The sequence below is a fragment of the Cyclobacterium sp. 10D3-21 genome (assembly GCF_055809755.1).
In genome coordinates this window covers 6,355,732-6,374,540 of record NZ_CM147924.1, presented here as the reverse complement: position 1 = coordinate 6,374,540, position 18,809 = coordinate 6,355,732, and the positions used below count along the sequence as shown (strand labels likewise).

Genomic DNA, 18,809 nt, shown 5'->3' with positions numbered 1-18,809 from the left:
GTCTCCATGCAAAATCTAACTTTAGCTTTAGTACAAACAGATATATACTGGGAAAATAGCGCTGCTAATCTTGCCATGTTTGAAGAAAAGCTATGGGCCATGGACCAAAAGGCAGATATAATTGTCTTGCCGGAAATGTTTACCACTGGCTTTACCATGAATTCAGCCAATCAGGCAGAACCTATGAATCTTCACAGTACTAAATGGCTACTTCAAATGGCGGGTCAGTTAAAATCCATCATTACAGGTAGTGTCATTATAAAAGAGAACGGCAGCTATTACAACCGCTTGCTTTGGGCAACCCCGGATGGGGAGCTGTTGTACTATGACAAGCGACACCTTTTCCGAATGGCTGGTGAAGACAATTTTTTTTCTATGGGAGAAGAGAACAAAATCTTCACCTGCAAAGGTTGGAAGATCCGCCCTCAAATTTGTTACGATCTAAGGTTCCCTCTTTGGTCTAGAAATACGGCAACGCCTGAAGGTGAAATGGATTATGACTTGCTTTTTTATATCGCCTCCTGGCCTGCCTCCAGGGTGACGGCTTGGGATGCTTTGCTCAGAGCCAGGGCAGTTGAGAATTTATGTTATTGTGTTGGTGTCAATCGTGTAGGAGAAGATGGCAATGGCGTAGCTTATTGTGGCCATTCCGCAGCCTATGGATTCAAAGGCGACGATATTATTCAATCTGGGGAATCGGCTAAGATTTCCATAGTTGAATTGAATGGTAAAGAGCTTGTGGAGTACCGCAGCAAATTCCCCGCCTGGAAAGACTCCGATGGCTTTTCTCTAGATTGATTCGATCTGAAAAATAGTTTTCAGGTTACGTAAAAAATCCCCCTTGATCCCCCTTTAAAAAAAAGGGGGAGTTTGGTTTTTCAGGATTAGCGAGTACATTTCTGATTCGAAATTTCATGAGCTCATTAAAACTTCACCCATTCAGCATAAAACACCAATTTCCGAAAATCCCCTTGATTAAGGGGGACTAAGGGGGATTCCTACGATAATTTTTTGAGTTAATGACTCCTCTATCAAGGCTTTACAATCAACTTTCTATAATGCCTTTCATTTTCATCATTTATGATTTCCAACAAGTACAAACCTGAAGGGAAGTCATAGCTGTTAAGTAGGTTTTCCTGATTTTTCACCAGCTCAATCCCCTTTATTATAAGTGCCCCTGAAGGACTGTAGATATTCATCCGGGCATTTCTATTTATTGCAATTTTAAATTCCCGACCATTCGTTGGGTTGGGGAACAACAATATTTCAGTAGAGGCTCCTGGTTCAGTACCACCATTGTCCACTTGGCTTAAATATTCCAGCCCTCCAGCCTTGTTGCCAAGGATCAAATCAAAGCCATCACCCAATAAATGTGGCACAAAAGTGGGGAAGGCGTTGCGACCAAACCTGGTTTCTGGAAATATTGTCTCCGCCAACATTATAGAGACGGGAAATTTTTCTTCCTCTTGGAGGAAGTCTTCAGCAGCATACAAAACCCCCTGTTGGTTGATGGCCATCAATAAAGGCTTTGCTCCCGATTTCACTGTCACGGCTAAATTCCGGGCTACGGGGTTGTCAATAAACCCTAGAAAATTATTGGACAACAAGGCTGCTTCAAAGCCATTGTTAACTTTAAGCGAATAGAGCATCAGTTCTCCTGTTTGTCTTGCCAGGAGGAGGTAGTTATTGGCTTGATCGTGAAAAAAATGAACCTGATCCAATCCCCGCAAAGTAATAGATGGCAGCATCAATTCACTGCGAACTTCAGGGTTGGCCACTTCAGAGATATAAATCTTTTTCTGAGGAACATTGTTTTCATAAGCGTCACCGGTTACGATATGGTAGGACTGATTGTCCTTCGTTAGAAACCTTTGATAACTTGGTTCAGTTAATTCCAGTTGGCTTAGATTGAGGTAATCGTTAGAAGCGAGCAGGGCTTGGTTTTCTGTCAATTCATAAGCGAAAATGCTACCTATTATTTTATCCCCTACCTTGGTGTTGGCCGCTATGTAGAGCTCACCATTGGATTTATTTCCGATAAAAAAAGGCCTGGAATTTTCGCCAAAATCCAGCATGTCATTGATCAAAAAAGGAGATGGGCTGGATTCAGGATCTGGTGAAAGCCGGTACAATGCTTTTGCAAAGTCTATCTTGTAGGTGAAGGAGGTGGCAGAGGAATGGGAAGAGACGATCAAATCCTCTTCCAAAACATACCCGGCATGGAAAATAGGGAATTGAGGTAACTGACCGTACTGAGGGATTTCCGTACTGAAGGAAGAAAATTCAGGTGCCTCATCTGTTCCGGCATTGGGTAAGAAGTAAAGGGAGTTGCACTCATCACGTCCCATCAACAGGTCCTTGATGCCATCCTGGTTTAGGTCCTTGTAGAGCAGGGAATGCCCGCCTGAATGAAGTATTTTTAGTCTATCGGTATCCACTCTGGCATTGCTGATGGCATTGCCACCACAAGTAATGCCAAAACCAATGTCTCCACAACCACAAAATTCAAAATTCCCCCAATGGTTTTGGGAAGCCTTGAATTGATCAATGTCTGGCGTTCCGTTACGTTCTATGCTGGTGTTCTGGTAGTACTCCAAAAAATCTCCTGAGGCAAAATTAAATAGCAGTACGTCTAAATCTCCATCCTGGTCTATGTCTTCAATTAGCGGTATGTCTAGTATATTTGCCGTAAGGTTGGAGCCGTTTTCCAAACGTAGAAAGCTTTGAGCGACTTCCCAAACGGGCATGGCACTGTCTTGGGGAGTGATGTTTTTATAGGCCTTGATGCCAAATGGGGAACCAGTGAACAAATCTTTTTTACCGTCCCCATCAAAATCAACCAGCAGTAGAAAGGCGTTTACATCTTCAGGGAACAGGTAGTTTCCTCCGGGAAGAAAGCCATAAGCAGTGCCATTTTTCTCAAACACCTTAATGTTTCCTGAGTTGATGTCCCAAATGACCAGTTCCTCTTCCCCATCATTATTGCTGTCAAATTGTTGGATTTGTGCCGCATTTATTCCTCCTGCGAAGGCCATGGGGAGCTCTTCTCCATTTTCATCATATACCTCTAAATTTGTCTGAAACGCAAAGTTGTATTGGGCTTTTGCAATACTGGTAAAGAAGGCAAATACTATAAGAAGGCGGATTGTTTTTGTCAACATAAGTGAAAATAATGAATTGGCTTCAATTCCTCTGTACGTGTAAAATTATATTTTTGCGATTCATTTAGAAAGGTATTTTTCATCTTTAACGGCCATAATTGAAAACAGATGCATTACTTTTGTCTCAAATTTCAGCATTTAGATTACCTGTCTTAGTTTGATCAAAGTAAATCATAAAACCTCTATGGACAAAATAGCGCAATTGTATTCCATTTTCCTTTCTTCCAAACGTGTCTCAACAGATACCCGAACAATCGAAGAAGGAGATTTGTTTTTCGCCTTGAAAGGTCCCTCTTTTGATGGGAATCAATACGCATTGAAAGCCCTGGAGGCAGGAGCGATGGTTGTGGTGGTGGATGATCCACAGGTGGTGGTGAATGATAAGTTTTTTTTGGTGGAAGATGTTTTAGTGGCATTGCAGCAACTGGCGACTTATCACCGAAAACAAATGGACATCCCGGTTATTGGCCTAACAGGCTCCAATGGGAAGACCACTACAAAGGAATTGTTGGTCAGGGGATTGTCGGTTAAATACAAGGTCCTGGCGACTCTGGGAAACCTCAACAACCATATCGGTGTGCCCCTGACGCTTTTGGGTTTGAAGGAGGAAACTGAGATTGCTATTGTAGAAATGGGGGCCAACAAGCAAGGGGATATAGATGAATTGTGCCGGATAGCCTTGCCTACTCACGGGCTGATAACCAATATTGGCAGGGCTCATTTAGAAGGCATGGGAGGGTCTGAAGGGGTATTGAAAACAAAAACAGAACTTTTTCAATATTTACTGGAGACGGATGGGCAAGTATTTATTAATTCCGGGCAGGAAATCTTTACCAATATGATCAGAAGGTTTAAAAACCCTGTTCTCTTTCCAGGTAAAGCTGATTTTTGCCAGGTAACTTTCCTTGGCGCATCGCCTAATGTGTCCTTTAGCTTGCCTCCCGAGGAAACTAGCTATGTATCCAATCTTATTGGGCATTATAACTTTGACAATATTGCCGCAGCACTTTGTATCGCTAAATTTTTTAAGGTACCCATGAAGGAAGTGGCCGCAGCCATCGCTGCTTATGTACCAGAAAACATGCGTTCCCAGATCATTGAAAAAAGAAGCAACCTGATTTTACTGGATGCCTACAATGCCAACCCTTCCAGCATGGAAGCAGCCCTTGAGGCATTTGGCAAGTTGAATAAACGCAAGCACAAGATGGTAATCCTTGGGGACATGTATGAGCTTGGAGAATACAGCAAAGCTGAACACGAGAAGTTGGGAGAACTTGTAAGTAAAATAGCCCTGGATAAAATCTGTTTTACAGGAAAAGACACCCAATATGCCCTTTCCAAAGCCCCAAAAGCCCTTTACTTCCCAGACGCTTTTTCCCTAAGAAACTGGCTGCAGGACTCCAATTTAGAAGATTATCAGATTCTCATCAAAGGGAGCAGAGGTATGAAGTTAGAAGGATTGCTTGGTTTTATTTAGGGATGGTTTGCTTTTATGAAGTGCTTCCAAATCGCCAACTTCTTGCAGTAGGGCCCCGTTAACGCCAAGTGAAAGACCGCACATTGTATTGAGCAATTATTGGTGTATATTGTTGAATGCGTTGTGCATTTCTTTATCTTTGTGGAAATAGTATTGAGAAATTATGAGAACATTATATCAGAAATTTGAAACGCTATTACAGAGTACAACAACAGATTTTAAACGCTATTTGTACGATAACGTCTCGTGGGAAAGCCGAATGATTGGAATTATCGGTGCTCGTGGAGTTGGAAAAACTACCATGATTCTTCAGCACATCAAAGAAAAATTAGATAGTAAGAAAGCCTTATATGTTTCAGCCGATGATATGTATTTTGGAGACCATAGACTTATTGATTTAGCGGAAGATTTCTATAAAAATGCAGGAGAATATTTATTTATAGACGAAATTCATAAATACACTGACTGGTCACGAGAACTTAAAAACATTTATGACTCATTTCCTACATTGAAAGTTGTATTTACAGGTTCTTCTGTACTTGACATCCTTAAAGGATCCGCTGATTTAAGCCGTAGAGCAATTATTTACAAATTACAAGGATTGTCATTTCGGGAATATTTGAAATTGTTTCATAATTATGAATCGGACATATACACTTTAAAACAGATCATAAATAATGAAGTAAAACTTGAGAATATTCAACATCCCTTACCGCTATTTAATGACTATTTGAGACGAGGGTACTATCCATTTGGTTTAGAAAATGAAATGAGTTTACGTTTAGGTCAAATTATTGTTCAAACTTTAGAATCGGATATTCCGCAATATGCAAACCTAAATGTTGGGACAGGTCGAAAACTAAAACGATTACTTTCCATCATTGCAGAAAGTGTACCGTTTAAACCTAATTTTTCAAAAATTTCTATAATGATTGGTGTAAGTAGGAACTCCTTAGATGATTATTTTTCATATATGGAAAAAGCAGGACTTATTGGGCAGTTAAGAAATGAAACGGGTGGGATTCGAGGGTTAGGAAAGGTTGATAAGGTGTACTTAGATAATACAAATATCATTTTCAACTTGGTTGGAGAAAAATCAAATGTTGGAAATTTGCGAGAATCATTTTTTTTCAATCAAATGCAAGTGAAAAATGAGGTTATATCTTCAAAAAAAGCAGATTTCGTAATTGAGCACTATACATTTGAGGTTGGAGGAAAAAATAAGCAACAGAATCAAATAGAAAAAGATGGTAATTCATTTGTTGTGAAAGATGATATAGAATATGGATATCGCAATGAGATTCCTCTTTGGGCTTTTGGATTGAATTATTAAAAGACTAAAACAAATGAATGCCAAGGCATTAACATTTTGTAAATATTAGAGGGCGTAAGTTGCAAATTTAACCCGAAATAGGCAATAGACTTTTTATTCCGTGCTGAAATCGCTTCAAAATCAGCCAAACAGCCTGTTTTCTTGCGATTGCAATCCTTACTACTAATCTTATTACATAACCCAGGTTCAAATTAATACCTTCAAACGATTTAGATAGTAGAGAAATCCTGAAATTTTGTATCTTGTGGTAATCAATTTTTTCAACCATATGAGTAAGACCATTATTTTGTAGAACGATAGGGTTCAATAGCGGGCATTAAAAAGCCGGTCACTCCGCATTAGCTACGCCATTCCTATGCCAAATTTGCATGAAGGGGCTACTGATATACGGTATGTACAAGAGCTACTTGGACACCAAAGCAGTAGAACCACAGATATATAGACGCATGTAAGTAACAGGGAATTTAAAGAGCTCCGGAGTCCAATAGAGCACATGAATATAAAAATATAAAGTGAAATAAAACTACACCAAGTCAACAAAATACGTTTATATTGTGCAATAAAACTGCGCCTATAAACGAGTTGTAGCCAATTTGAGAAAATGCCCAATATCATTCAAAAATATATAACCGAAAATTGTCAGTATTTGTCTGAAAAGGATATTCTTCAAATGAATGAATCTGATAATGGACCGATAAACAATGTTTTGACTGGATTAAATAAGCATTGTTACGGAATTTGGCTTTTAGATGACAAAACCGACAATAATTATCTTTTATTTTATATTAACAATAGAACTGAATTAAGTGGATTGGTTTGCAGGTTTAAAATAAACGATAAACAACGGAACGATTTTACTCTTGGGTTCGCAAAAGTTATAAATCAGGAATATTCAAAAGATACGGATTTAATAGAAGCTTTTAATACATTTCAAAATCATACAAGAACAATGTTAGAAAAGCTAAATCGGTTTACTTATGGAAATGAAATTGCAGATAAAAATGGAACATTAATAGTGAAAAAAAAAGTCGGAATTGATTATGTTCCATTCGTGAATAAAAAAGAAGCGTTTAAAGATATTTTTTCAACAGATACTGAAAATGTATCAGCAGAAAATGGTAATAAAATATATTTAATGTTTAATCCGAGAAATGGTTACACTAAAATTGGTCGAAGTATAAAACCAAAAGCTAGAGAAAAAACCTTACAAGGAGAAGACCCGGAAACTGAAATAATAGCATTGTGGAATTCACCAATATCGACTGAAAAGGATTTACACAAAAAATTTAGTGAGAAAAGAATTCGTGGCGAATGGTTCAATTTGGGAATAACTGACTTGCTGGAAATTAAAGAAAAAATGAAATAAAAACTGGCTACAACAATGTATAACCGCAATTACGGCGGATTCGACTTCGTCCGAATCCACTCGGAATTGCTAAAGTCAGTGCCAAACCGAAAATTAACGCATATTAACCCGTAACTGACGGTTATACGAGACCGTTAGGGCACATTAAAAAAATGAACATTCTCACAAGAATATTTGGAACACGAAAGACAGACAAACTCACTAAAGTTGACAAACCAAAGAGTGACCAATCTGCCGGGACACCTGTAAATAAAAGTAGTTGGTTTTTGACTCACACGGAAACGACTGCTTCCGAGTTTGATTTTTTAGAAACTGAATTGGAATTTAAAATGCTGAAAAATGAGTTCGTAGGACGAGAACATTGGACAGTTTACGAAAAGGAACCGATAAAAATTGAAATTTGGAGTGATGTAGGGGATTTACCATTTGTATTGATTCGAAACACAGAACTTCCATATGACGAATCTAAACACCTTGACAACAGAGATAATATTGATGATTTTAATTCAACAGCAAAACGGATTAGACAAGATTGGAATAAAAGACGAGAACCAATTCAAAAACGATTTATGGACAATTGGTTAAAAAAGAACAATCTGGACCTTTCAGAATTGGACAACGACTATGAGAACTTTGGCAAACAAGAACATATAGAATATCTGCGACAGGCAGCAATGACTGTTCGAGAAAATATTGAATTGAAAAAGGGAAAAATAAAAAACGTGCCCTAACACGGCATATAGCTTATGGCGGGTGAACGGCTGTCAGCAAGGTTTTCGCTCCGTAGCCTCCTTTGGTTTCGGTGGACAGGAAAGTGCTTCGAAACCGCCACAAGCCATATGCAAACCGTTGGCACCAATATTAGAACCACACCAATAAACAATGGATAGAATTAGAATAACGAAAGACAATATCAAGAATTGGCCAAAATTTGACGCATTACTTAATGACGGAAAAATTATGTTCGACTCAACTGGACGACTGAGATATTTACACGGTGCACCTGTCGGGGATTTAATTCAAACAAGAACCCACAAAAAAGGACAACCAATTTTTCAAGAAATTGCTGAAGAATGGTTTGACCCAGAAAGTCCAAAAGCGAAAGAATTTATTTGGCCATAAAAAATCACGAAATGACAAGTCATAAACCTTTAAAAAGTGTTTCTCACAACTTCGGGCATTCATTTATAAGTTTAATGAACTACATAAATGACGACTATTTTATGGGACACTTATTAAAACAGGCTCGCAAGACTAATTGTAATAAACTGACAGTTGACATTTTAAAGAACATAGCTGAACCAACTGAACTTTTAACTGACCAAATAAAGCAATCGGTAGAGCATTGGAATAATTGGTTTCCAAGATTAGTAGAAAGTAGCGGCTCGACAATGGACTATGTAAGTTCAGCGACAATGACAATAGAATTTGATTTACAACAAACAAGACCTTACCCAGGGAACACCGATTACATTGAAAGTCCATTTGTTTGTGAATTAATAATTATTGACGACAGAAATAAAGTTTATAAACATAAACACGAAGGATGGTGGTTTCCAGAGACGACATAAGAAAAACTGGTGCTAACAGCACCTACCCAAAAGGCGCGGTTTCCTTTTCCAAAGACAGTTTCGTGGTTAATCAAACATTAGTTTTTCAAATCAAGTTTTGTGGTAAAAGTCCCGCCCTTCGGGTAGCTGCAAACCGTTAGGCGTAATTATCAGAAGCATTGAGACGAGACAAAATATATGAAGACTTGGAGTTTACCGAAGAATTCTCGGTTGAGGATTGGAATGCCCTAATTGACCTAAAGTTTGGCAAATACTTTACCGACAAATCCATTTTTGAAAAGAATAAAGAACTTCTCAGGACAGAGATTATTAATTATATCAGATTTTGCACTAAGCCTGAATACTTTAAATTATTTGAATGGACATTTAACTTATATAAGGAATGCTTAAACATTGACAAACCAAAGACCATTAAGATAATAGCTGATTCATTTTATGATGTTTCAAATACGGACATGAAATGGATGACGAATGTTTTAACAAAACCTGACTCCTCAACTTTTTCAGAAAGAGATAAGATAAGTTACTATTTTAAAGCTATTGATGAAACATTAGAAGGAGCCTTTAAGCCCCGCTTCAAATTATTAGATAAACTAACGCATTTCAAACTGAACCAAACAGTAATTGACAATTCAAATTTTGACTTCGGAAAACTAATAAGAGATTTTCCGGCTCAGGTAAAAAATGATGTTTCTCTATTTCTCGAAGATCCAATTTTTTCAATATCCACGAATCAATGGCGCAACATAGCTGCTCATAAATCATTTACCATAAATAAAAGCGATATAGTTATTGAGTACGGTAGGGGAACTATTCAAACTCGTACCATTTCGTACGCAGACTTTTACAAAATCGTTCATTGGACTCAGGATATCTATCGGGTAATCCGATTAGGTCAAGTACTTTTTGACTTAAATTACATCAAGGAAATTGTCACTGAATTAGGAGGGACAGAGAATATTAAGGTACGATTCGAGTCTTCTCTCTTGCACCTAATCCACAATGTTCAAATTGTCGGATTTAAATTCGTATCTACTGAGGAGTTAAACGGAGTATTTTGTCTCAATTTAAAACCAAAACCAAATCACGACTTAAAATCAGCCCTTATACATGCTTCTCAGTTCTTAGACCAGCTATCTTGTGCCATATTTGACGATGAATTTGTGCGGGACAAATTTCAACAAACAAAAGTAAGTCTAGTTGATGACGAAATGAAAAGTTTGGCTTCAGCTTCAGTAAGTATAGAAATTGCCCTAAAAAGGGCTGAAAGTAATATTACACTTGATGAGTATTTAAAAAATGTTGATTTTAAACTTTAAAACTTCCACTAATCAAGACAAATCAACCAACTTGGACAAAGAAATCTCCAGAGCAAATCTGAATATGAAATAATTGAGAAATCCCATATTGAAACAGAATATGGCGAATTTATAAACGCTTGGGAAATAAAAGCCATTGCAACTTTTCCTTTGGGCCAATCTGAATTAGTATATTGGTTCAATGAAAAGTACGGATTTGTCAAGCTGAACTATACCAATTATGGTAATCAAAGACTTATGATAGAAGTGACAAATATAAATGACACGGCAAATAACATCTGATATGAGATTAGACTTGCTATCGCTGCGTCCGCTCCATATCACCAATTCGTTAATGGCAAATCTAAAAAAGAAATACCTAGCATTAATTTTTATAATTTTCATTCAATGTTCCTCAAAAAAGGAAAAGGAATTGCTGAAATCATTAGAGGGAGATTGGATACAAGTAAATGAAGAGAATGAATGGATTTATGATTGGTCTGGCCTTAAATTCATGCATGATACCGCATATAGAATAAGTGATTTAGGTAATTTGACTTTAGGGCGTTATTCTATTGTTGAGAATCGTATAATTACGGATGAACCTGAAGGAAGGTCAGCGTTAATAATTCTCAACCTCACTAAGGATAGTTTAAAAATTGAAAGAAAGGGAGAGGTCAGTCAATACTATGCTAGGAGATTAGAGTTCGATAATGATTTAAAATTTAATTCTATTTCAATATCCACCCATAGATGTATGGATTTTTGTTGGGAGTTTGATTATAGATTAGAAAGTGATGGGTATGAGGTTTTTAATGGAAAATACAATACCCAAACCCTTGGGTTAAAGGAAGGTAAAATGGAAGATATGTTGCTCGAGGAAATAGAAAGCATGTTTAAATGGTCAAACATAAAGCAACTTAGTCCAGAACGGGTTCCAATAGCAATGGATGGTTGGTTAATAAAATTCGATATTACTTATAATGACAACGAGTCAATTACCTTCACAACAACATATTTTGAAATCCCTTATAGAATCAAACCAATATTTTATTTAATAGAGAAGCACCTAAAAGAGAAAGGGTTAAAATAATCAGCCAATGACATCACCTTGGGTTCAGCTGGCGGTTCCGAATAAACATGAAAATCAATATATTTAAAAAGTCAAGAGTAGGTTGGAAGCGAACGTCTCTGAATGCCTGCCGTCTTTAAGCTGTGTCCCGATTGGGCATATTATGAAATTCAAAAATTGATAAAAGCCCAATACATAGAACTCATCCAACAGTATGATGTTGACTCCAAATCAGCAGAAGAACTGTGGGACGAAATAGATAGAAAGTATTCCCAAAACAATAGGTATTATCATAATCTCTGCCACATAATTGACCTATCAAATGAATTAGCGACCGTAAAAACCAAAATTCAAAATTGGCAAACAATTCTTTTCACTCTTTATTATCACGACATAATCTACAAATCAACCAAAAAGGACAACGAAGAAAAGAGTGTTGAACTGGCGACAAAAAGGATGATGAAAATTGGTGTTGACAAGAGTTGTATTGAATTGTGTCAAAAGCAAATCATAGCCACTAAAAGCCATTCTGAGAATCATGATACAGATACAAATTATTTCACGGACGCTGACCTGTGTATCCTGGGGAAAGAACCATCCAAATACAAATACTATTGTTTGAACCCGAAATATGCAATAGACATTTTATTACGTGCTGAAATCGCTTTAAAATACCCAATCGTTGCTGTTTTCAATTTCACCATAGCGGTGCTATGCTAAAATCTCCAAACAGCCTGATTTTCTTGCGATTGCAACACTTCCCGTAAACACGGGACAGGCTTCACCCCTGACTATCGTCAGGACGGAGAAATTCTATTACATAATCCGGGTTTAAGACCATTGATAGGGTTTAGCTATCTGGTGTTTCTTTATTTGCCCTGGTAACGAGTGAAGACCCGAAATACGACCTTAAGATTATTAGCCTTGTTCAAATAAGGGGGATTTAATGTAAAAGAACAGCTAAAATAGGAGCTTCTTTGCCATAAAATATATACTTTTTGACCATCAAATTAAAACTACAATAATGTTAGCCACTACTCGAGAAAAATTACAAACTGTTAGTACTGCCACACTCGCCACAGCCTTGTTTAAACGAGGTCTTAAAAATCAATTCATTCAAGGGGTTAGGCCATTGGAAAAAGGGAAGCCTACCATGGTGGGGGAAGCCTTTACTTTACGGTATATTCCTGCAAGGGAAGACCTTAATCCCATTACTGTATTTCAAGATCCTAAACATCCTCAACGGGTGGCGGTAGAAACCTGCCCCAGTGGAGCAGTTTTGGTTATTGACAGTCGAAAAGACAGCAGAGCGGCTTCTGCCGGTTCTATTTTAGCCTCTCGCTTGATGGTCCGTGGTGCTGCCGGAATCGTTACGGATGGGGGATTTAGGGATTCTGCTGAAATTGCCAAGTTGGACATGCCTTCCTATCACCAGGCCCCTTCTGCCCCGACCAATTTAACTTTACACCAAGCCTTAGACATTAATGTCCCCATAGGTTGCGGAGACGTGGCCGTTTTCCCTGCTGATGTGGTAGTAGGGGATGATGATGGGGTAATCGTTATTCCTGCTCACTTGGCTGATGAAATCGCCGATGAAGCGATAAGTATGACCCTTTACGAAGATTTTGTAACCGAAAGGGTATTGGCAGGACATACCATTGTAGGATTGTATCCGCTCACCTTAGAAGTGAATAAAAAAGAGTTTGAACTGTGGAAGGAAAAAATGGAGACTTCAAAGGACTGAATCAAATAGCCTCAATTGAACCGCACCCTGAGCCTGTCGAAGGGAACGGTTCAATTGAGGCAACACTTCAACCCGAAATATGCAATAGACATTCTATTACGTGCTGAAATCGCTTTAAAATCAGCCACTTCGTTGCTGTTTTCAATTTCACCATAGCGGTGCTATGCTAAAATCTCCAAACAGTCTGATTTTCTTGCGATTGCAACACTTCCCGTAAACACGGGACAGGCTATTACGAATCCTATTACATAATCCGGGTTCAATAAAGTAGTGAAAGGGTGCCGGGTATAAGGGTTTTTATGGGGAATGGTTTTCTTTTTTTATGTTTTTATGGCAGAGCGTTTGAAAAAGTAGAAATTTTTAAGTAATTCGTTGTTCTAATTTACCTTTTTAATAACAGTTACCTTTGATTAAGGCGTTTTTTGGATTCAGATCAAACCGATTTATTATTTTACATCCAATTGAATGGGGACTGAAATTTTATTTGCGTAGTTACTTTTAGATCAATAAAAAAAAAATGAGCCATCAGGTTCTATTTAATACTAGTTATACCAACAATGAAAAAACTTTTTATATTAATTATTTTCATCCAAATAGCTTCACCTGTTTTTGCTCAAAAAGAAGCGAATAATTGGGCGCTTTCAAATTATCAGCTAGACTTTAATGCAGAGGAGCCTGAAGTGCATTTCGAATATGCTGAATACCTTAATTTGGGATTAGGACTTATAAGCGATCAAAATGGTAATTTGCTGTTTTATTCTGATGGGTATTCTATTTGGAATAAAGACCATCAGTTGATGCCTAACGGATCTGAAGTAATTCCCTCTCCAGAAGGTTTAACTTCCCGAGAGTCATTGGTAATCCCTCACCCTTCAGACAATCAATTGTACTATTTATTTACTGTAGATCCCTGGGAAGGTTTTGAGTCTTCGGGCCTCTATTACTCAGTCATTGATATGAGTCTTGAAAGTGGTTTAGGAGATGTAAAGAGCAAGGGAAAAAAAATATTAGCCAATACCAGCAAACGAATTACTGCCGCACTTCATGAAAATTTAGAAGATTATTGGGTGGTAGTACATGAATACAATACCAACAATTATTATTCCTTCTTGGTTAATTCGGAAGGTGTTTCAAATAGGCCTGTTGTCAGTCAAATAGGAGGAGCTTATGAACTTTTTCAGGGGCAATTGAAGGCTTCTCCCGATGGGAGAAGAATAGCATCCAGCCGAGATTATGACAATTTAAATAATACATCTTTAGATTTATTTGATTTTGACTCTGGCACAGGAAAGCTGACCAATGGAATTAATTTAGTTCTTCCAGCTAAGAGAACTAGTTATGGTGTAGCGTTCTCGTCAGATGCTAAAAAACTCTACGTAAGCCAAGAAGGTAGTTCAGGTGAAAGTGGACTGTATCAGTTTGACCTTGAATTTTCGGACAAAGCATCAATCCAAGATTCCCGAAAGCTTTTGCACAGGGAGGTATTTAATCAATTTCGCTTTTTACAATTGGCAACAAATGGAAAAATCTACATAACAAAAGGTGGAGGAGGAGGTGGAACTGAGCACTTGGGAGTGATATCAAATGTTAATGAAATCGCTGAAAATGTTGTAGTTGAGGAAAATGGTTTTTTTACTGAAGGAGGCTATTCACTTGCCAACGCTACCCCAAACTTTATACAGAATTACTTCTTCAAAACAAGTTTTCTTCAAGAGAGGACCTGTCAATCCTCTCCCACTAATTTTAGAATAACCAATCCATATCTTTTAAAATCAGCGCATTGGGATTTTGGAGATGGGGCTACATCCGTAGAGACCAATCCTCAACATACTTATATTGAAGCAGGAACTTATGCAGTTACCCTCACAGCTAATTACGCTGATCATTCGGATGTAATTACCAGAGATATAACGATTGATCCATTTCCGGTCCTAGAACTTGGAGAGGCCTTGGAGTTGTGTTCTGGCTCCAAATTAACTGTTGAAGATGTATATGCGTCTTATCGCTGGAGTACCGGGGATACGACGCATACTACCAGGGTTAGCCAGACTGGTTATTATATTATTGAGGTTACGAATGAATTTGGATGTGCTTCTAAAGATTCGGTATATATTGATGTTAAGGAGCTACCTGAGATCAACCTTCCTGATACACTTTCCCTTGGAATTGATTCAATTGAAATTAATCCTGGACAATTCAATAGTTACGCTTGGAGTACAGGCGAAATCACTCCCTCAATTTTTATTGCGCAGCCAGGTTGGTATTCAATACTTGTGTCAATTGAATTTGGATGTGAATCAGCTAAATCATTTTACGTAAGTGATGATTCTGAAATACAGGAAAAGCCAAATAAATGGATTCGCCTTAACCCGCATCCCTCATCTCTAGCGGGAACTGACATTGTTTTTGTCGATGATTTTTCAGGATTTGTCGTTAACAGTGAGGAGTTGCTTATAACGAAAGACCAAGGGAGTAACTGGGAGAAATTAATGAATTTAGACAATGGTTTTAGGATCAGTTTCAAAGATGGTTATGGGATCATTATAGGTAGTAGAGGGGCAATATACGAATCAACTTATAAAGGAGAAGGGTGGAACCTATTGGAGATAAACCTTAATGATAAGCTCAACAGTATCAGTCAGCTCAGCAAAGAAACCTTTTTCATTACAGGTGATAGCACTTTATATAAAACTTTTGATGGAGGGGTAACCTGGAGTGAATTGGAGATCCCAGATGTGACCGTTGAAGATGCTTATTTTATCAGTGAAAATATAGGCCATGTAGTCTGTAAGAATGGTGTTATTAAGAAAACAATTGATGGTGGAGAGACTTGGTATTTGACGGAAGCTTCAAATACAGCTCCTTCTAATTTTTTCAGGGTCACTTTTGTCAATGATCAAATTGGTTATGCAACACAAGAACATAGTGAAGTATACAAAACTACAGATGGAGGAGAAACATGGCATGAAATAACATCACTTGATGCAGCTTACGCAATACAATTTATTGATAAGAATATTGGGTTTATTGCTGGTGAAGATGGCGTCATTCACAAAACTGAAGATGGTGGAGATACATGGGATTGGCTAGGGTTTGATGGTAGAGAATTCGGAAATAGCCTTTATGGTATTCATTTTATTAACACAAACCTAGGGTTTGCCACAGGGCTAGGTGGTAGAATTATCCGGACTTTTGATGGGGGAAAAACTTGGGAAAACTATAGCATCACTTACGGTGAAATCTCAAACGTAGAAGTTACATCGAATGAAACAGTGTACGTGCATGTCGGTAATGATATCATTAAATATACAAATCAAGGGGAAGAGCTGATCAACTTGGGTAGTCCCTTTATAGATCAGAAAACACAAGAAATTGACTTTATAAGTAATGTAATTGGGTTTGCCTTAGTAGGTGGCACACCTGGTTCCTCAGGGAATAGTACGCAGGTTCTAAAAACAGTTGATGGGGGGCTAACATGGTCCTTACAAAATGGGAATGATATTGAATATGGATCTAATGGCCTTATAGCTATGAATTTTATAGATGAAAATACAGGATTTATAAGCGGAAGCAGAGGACAGATATTTAAAACAGTGGACAGTGGCGTTTCATGGACAGAAATTAATTCCCAGGGAGATAGAATTGGAGAATTTCAGTTTACTGATTCGGATATAGGATATGCATCTAACACCTACAGTTACTATAACCGGGTTTTTAAAACAATGGATAAAGGGGAAAATTGGGAGTTGATATATGAAAATTCTGGAGACCCAATTTATGCCATGCATTTTATTGATAATGAAGTTGGTTACCTTATTGGTGATCCGGAATTGGGCTTGCATAAAACTAGTAATGGAGGAGATACATGGGAGGCTATTGATATTCCGAGTGGTTGGTTTAAAGATGTCTATTTCCATAATGAAAACTATGGATTTATTTGTAATGAAAATGGATATGTTTTTGAAACTTTGGATGGAGGCAAAAATTGGGAACCTACAAATGAACTTTCAGGAATAATGTCTTTTTCAAGTCATCAAAAGGAACTCTATGCGTATGGGGTTAATGGTAATCTTCTTAGAACCAATATATTGTTGAGCGATCAGTTTAGATTGTCTTCACTAGAAGTTGCTGATTTTAGAGAAACGAAGACTACTCTTTTAAATACGGAATTGTTGTCGAGCATTGATAAGTTGGCTGTTAGTCTTGAGCTTAGCTCAGAAGGGTCCACCATTGGGCTTTATGAATATGGGATAGTAAATGCAGGGACTGAAAACCTGGAATGGGAATTGACCAACTTGGAAGACAATAGCACTTATTATTGTCGGATTAAAATTGAATTTGGAGACGAGGTATTTTTCAGCGAGCAAATAATGTTTGACACCTTCCTTTTCGATCCAATTTTAGGTTTAGAAGAAGGTTTTGGAAAAGACATAGTGATTTATCCCAACCCTACTGAAAATTACTTAAAAATAGAGGGATTTGATAATTTGTTAGAAGCTGTACTACTCAATCTAAATGGTGTTGAAATCAAAAAAGAATTGGTTAACCCCTATACCATGGATCTATCAGACATAGCTCCTGGAATTTATATTCTTCTCCTTAATGGGAAAACGCATCATGTGTTTAGGCAGGTAATAGTTCGCTAACAAAAAACAGTGGGCGACCATGGACAGGCTTTAGCGTAATTAATAATGTGGATTGCTCTAAAGCCTGTGATTTATCGGTCAGAAACTTAATAACAAAGAGACAAAATATGCAAGAGGACCTACCTAAAACTGGGAGTTTTCCATTCAATTCACATTAAACGGTAAAATATGCTGTACTTAACACTTCAGGTTTTGATAAGAGGCCACTGATCCTTGGTTTTTATTGTTACTTTTAAAAGTAGTTTTATTGGGAAAAGAATCAGCCCCTACGCTTATATAAAGAATAAAAATGAAAACCATGAAATTAAAATTAATCCTACTTTTTGGATGCTGTAATGTTTTTTTACTAAAAGCCTCACAGGTAGACACGGTCTTTGTGGAAAGTGAATCCATGAATAAATCTATAGCGAACATTGTGATCCTACCAGACAATTACGCTACTCAAAGGGAAAGTTACCCTGTCCTGTATTTGCTTCATGGTGCAGGTGGAAACCATACGGATTGGATATCCAAAGTGCCTGCCATTAAGGAATATGCAGACCAATACAATATGATTATTGTTTGCCCTGACGGGAATGCCACCAGTTGGTATTTTGACAGTCCGGTGGATGAAAAGATGAGGTACGAAACCTATCTTTCTGAAGAATTAACCGAAACCATAGACAAAACCTACAATACCACTGCGGAAAAATCTGGTAGGGCCATTACAGGATTAAGCATGGGAGGTCATGGGGCATTTTACCTTGCCTTCAAACACCAGGACATTTGGGGAGCTGCCGGAAGCATGAGTGGAGGAGTGGACATTCGCCCATTTCCCAAAAACTGGGATTTAAGCAAACGACTGGGAGATTACTCCGAGTACAAAGAAAATTGGGAAAACAATACGGTTATTAACCTGGTGTATAAGTTGAATGGAGCCGGTTTAAAACTCATATTTGATTGCGGTGTAGATGATTTTTTTTACGATGCCAATAAACGATTGCATGAGAAATTGATGGAACGAAATATTCCTCATGACTATACAGAACGTCCAGGAGGCCACAGTTGGCCTTACTGGACCAACTCATTAAAATACCATTTGCTGTTTTTTGACGATTACTTTAACGAATAAAAACAGTCAATTAAAACCCAAAATTAACCT

14 protein-coding genes are annotated in these 18,809 nt (G+C 37.7%); 13 read left to right on the top strand and 1 reads right to left on the bottom strand.

The features are described 5' to 3' along the window. Window positions 1-6 precede the first annotated feature (6 nt). Window positions 7-798, top strand: a complete 792-nt coding sequence (locus tag AC0L7T_RS24815; protein ID WP_473339178.1) for an amidohydrolase — start codon at window positions 7-9, stop codon at window positions 796-798. A 233-nt stretch (window positions 799-1,031) separates the two neighbouring features. Here AC0L7T_RS24815 and AC0L7T_RS24810 read toward each other — a convergent pair whose 3' ends face one another. Further along, window positions 1,032-3,161 carry a T9SS type A sorting domain-containing protein gene (locus AC0L7T_RS24810; protein ID WP_473339177.1) on the bottom strand — a complete coding sequence of 710 codons (2,130 nt, stop codon included), beginning with the start codon at window positions 3,159-3,161 and terminating at the stop codon, window positions 1,032-1,034. A gap of 184 nt (window positions 3,162-3,345) precedes the next feature. On the opposite strand from AC0L7T_RS24810, the gene AC0L7T_RS24805 reads away from it, so the two are divergent. The 12 genes from AC0L7T_RS24805 (at window position 3,346) to AC0L7T_RS24750 (ending at window position 18,779) form a co-directional block, all read left to right on the top strand. After that, window positions 3,346-4,638 (top strand): UDP-N-acetylmuramoyl-tripeptide--D-alanyl-D-alanine ligase, encoded by a 1,293-nt coding sequence (locus AC0L7T_RS24805; RefSeq protein WP_473339176.1) that lies wholly within the window; start codon window positions 3,346-3,348, stop codon window positions 4,636-4,638. Window positions 4,639-4,801: 163 nt separating this feature from the next. Next, window positions 4,802-5,971, top strand: a complete 1,170-nt coding sequence (locus AC0L7T_RS24800) for an ATP-binding protein (RefSeq protein ID WP_473339175.1) — start codon at window positions 4,802-4,804, stop codon at window positions 5,969-5,971. 646 nt (window positions 5,972-6,617) lie between these two features. Beyond that, complete coding sequence (locus tag AC0L7T_RS24795) at window positions 6,618-7,337, top strand: GIY-YIG nuclease family protein (RefSeq protein WP_473339174.1); 720 nt, start codon at window positions 6,618-6,620, stop codon at window positions 7,335-7,337. Window positions 7,338-7,489: 152 nt separating this feature from the next. Continuing rightward, the gene (locus tag AC0L7T_RS24790; protein WP_473339173.1) at window positions 7,490-8,068 is read left to right on the top strand and encodes a hypothetical protein; all 579 of its coding nucleotides are present in this window, start codon (window positions 7,490-7,492) and stop codon (window positions 8,066-8,068) included. 151 nt (window positions 8,069-8,219) lie between these two features. Further along, complete coding sequence (locus tag AC0L7T_RS24785) at window positions 8,220-8,459, top strand: hypothetical protein (RefSeq protein ID WP_473339171.1); 240 nt, start codon at window positions 8,220-8,222, stop codon at window positions 8,457-8,459. An 11-nt stretch (window positions 8,460-8,470) separates the two neighbouring features. After that, on the top strand, window positions 8,471-8,908 hold the full coding sequence (locus tag AC0L7T_RS24780) for a hypothetical protein (RefSeq protein WP_473339169.1): 438 nt from the start codon (window positions 8,471-8,473) through the stop codon (window positions 8,906-8,908). 158 nt (window positions 8,909-9,066) lie between these two features. Next, window positions 9,067-10,227 (top strand): hypothetical protein, encoded by a 1,161-nt coding sequence (locus AC0L7T_RS24775; RefSeq protein ID WP_473339167.1) that lies wholly within the window; start codon window positions 9,067-9,069, stop codon window positions 10,225-10,227. 334 nt (window positions 10,228-10,561) lie between these two features. Next, the gene (locus AC0L7T_RS24770) at window positions 10,562-11,299 is read left to right on the top strand and encodes a DUF6438 domain-containing protein (RefSeq protein ID WP_473339166.1); all 738 of its coding nucleotides are present in this window, start codon (window positions 10,562-10,564) and stop codon (window positions 11,297-11,299) included. Between the two features lie 102 nt (window positions 11,300-11,401). Beyond that, entirely contained in the window at window positions 11,402-11,998 is a 597-nt protein-coding gene (locus AC0L7T_RS24765; protein ID WP_473339164.1) for an HD domain-containing protein, read from the top strand. Between the two features lie 304 nt (window positions 11,999-12,302). Further along, window positions 12,303-13,022 carry a ribonuclease activity regulator RraA gene (locus tag AC0L7T_RS24760; protein WP_473339163.1) on the top strand — a complete coding sequence of 240 codons (720 nt, stop codon included), beginning with the start codon at window positions 12,303-12,305 and terminating at the stop codon, window positions 13,020-13,022. Between the two features lie 557 nt (window positions 13,023-13,579). Then, complete coding sequence (locus AC0L7T_RS24755; protein ID WP_473339162.1) at window positions 13,580-17,668, top strand: YCF48-related protein; 4,089 nt, start codon at window positions 13,580-13,582, stop codon at window positions 17,666-17,668. 298 nt (window positions 17,669-17,966) lie between these two features. Next, on the top strand, window positions 17,967-18,779 hold the full coding sequence (locus AC0L7T_RS24750) for an alpha/beta hydrolase (protein WP_473339161.1): 813 nt from the start codon (window positions 17,967-17,969) through the stop codon (window positions 18,777-18,779). The last annotated feature ends 30 nt before the right edge of the window (window positions 18,780-18,809 follow it).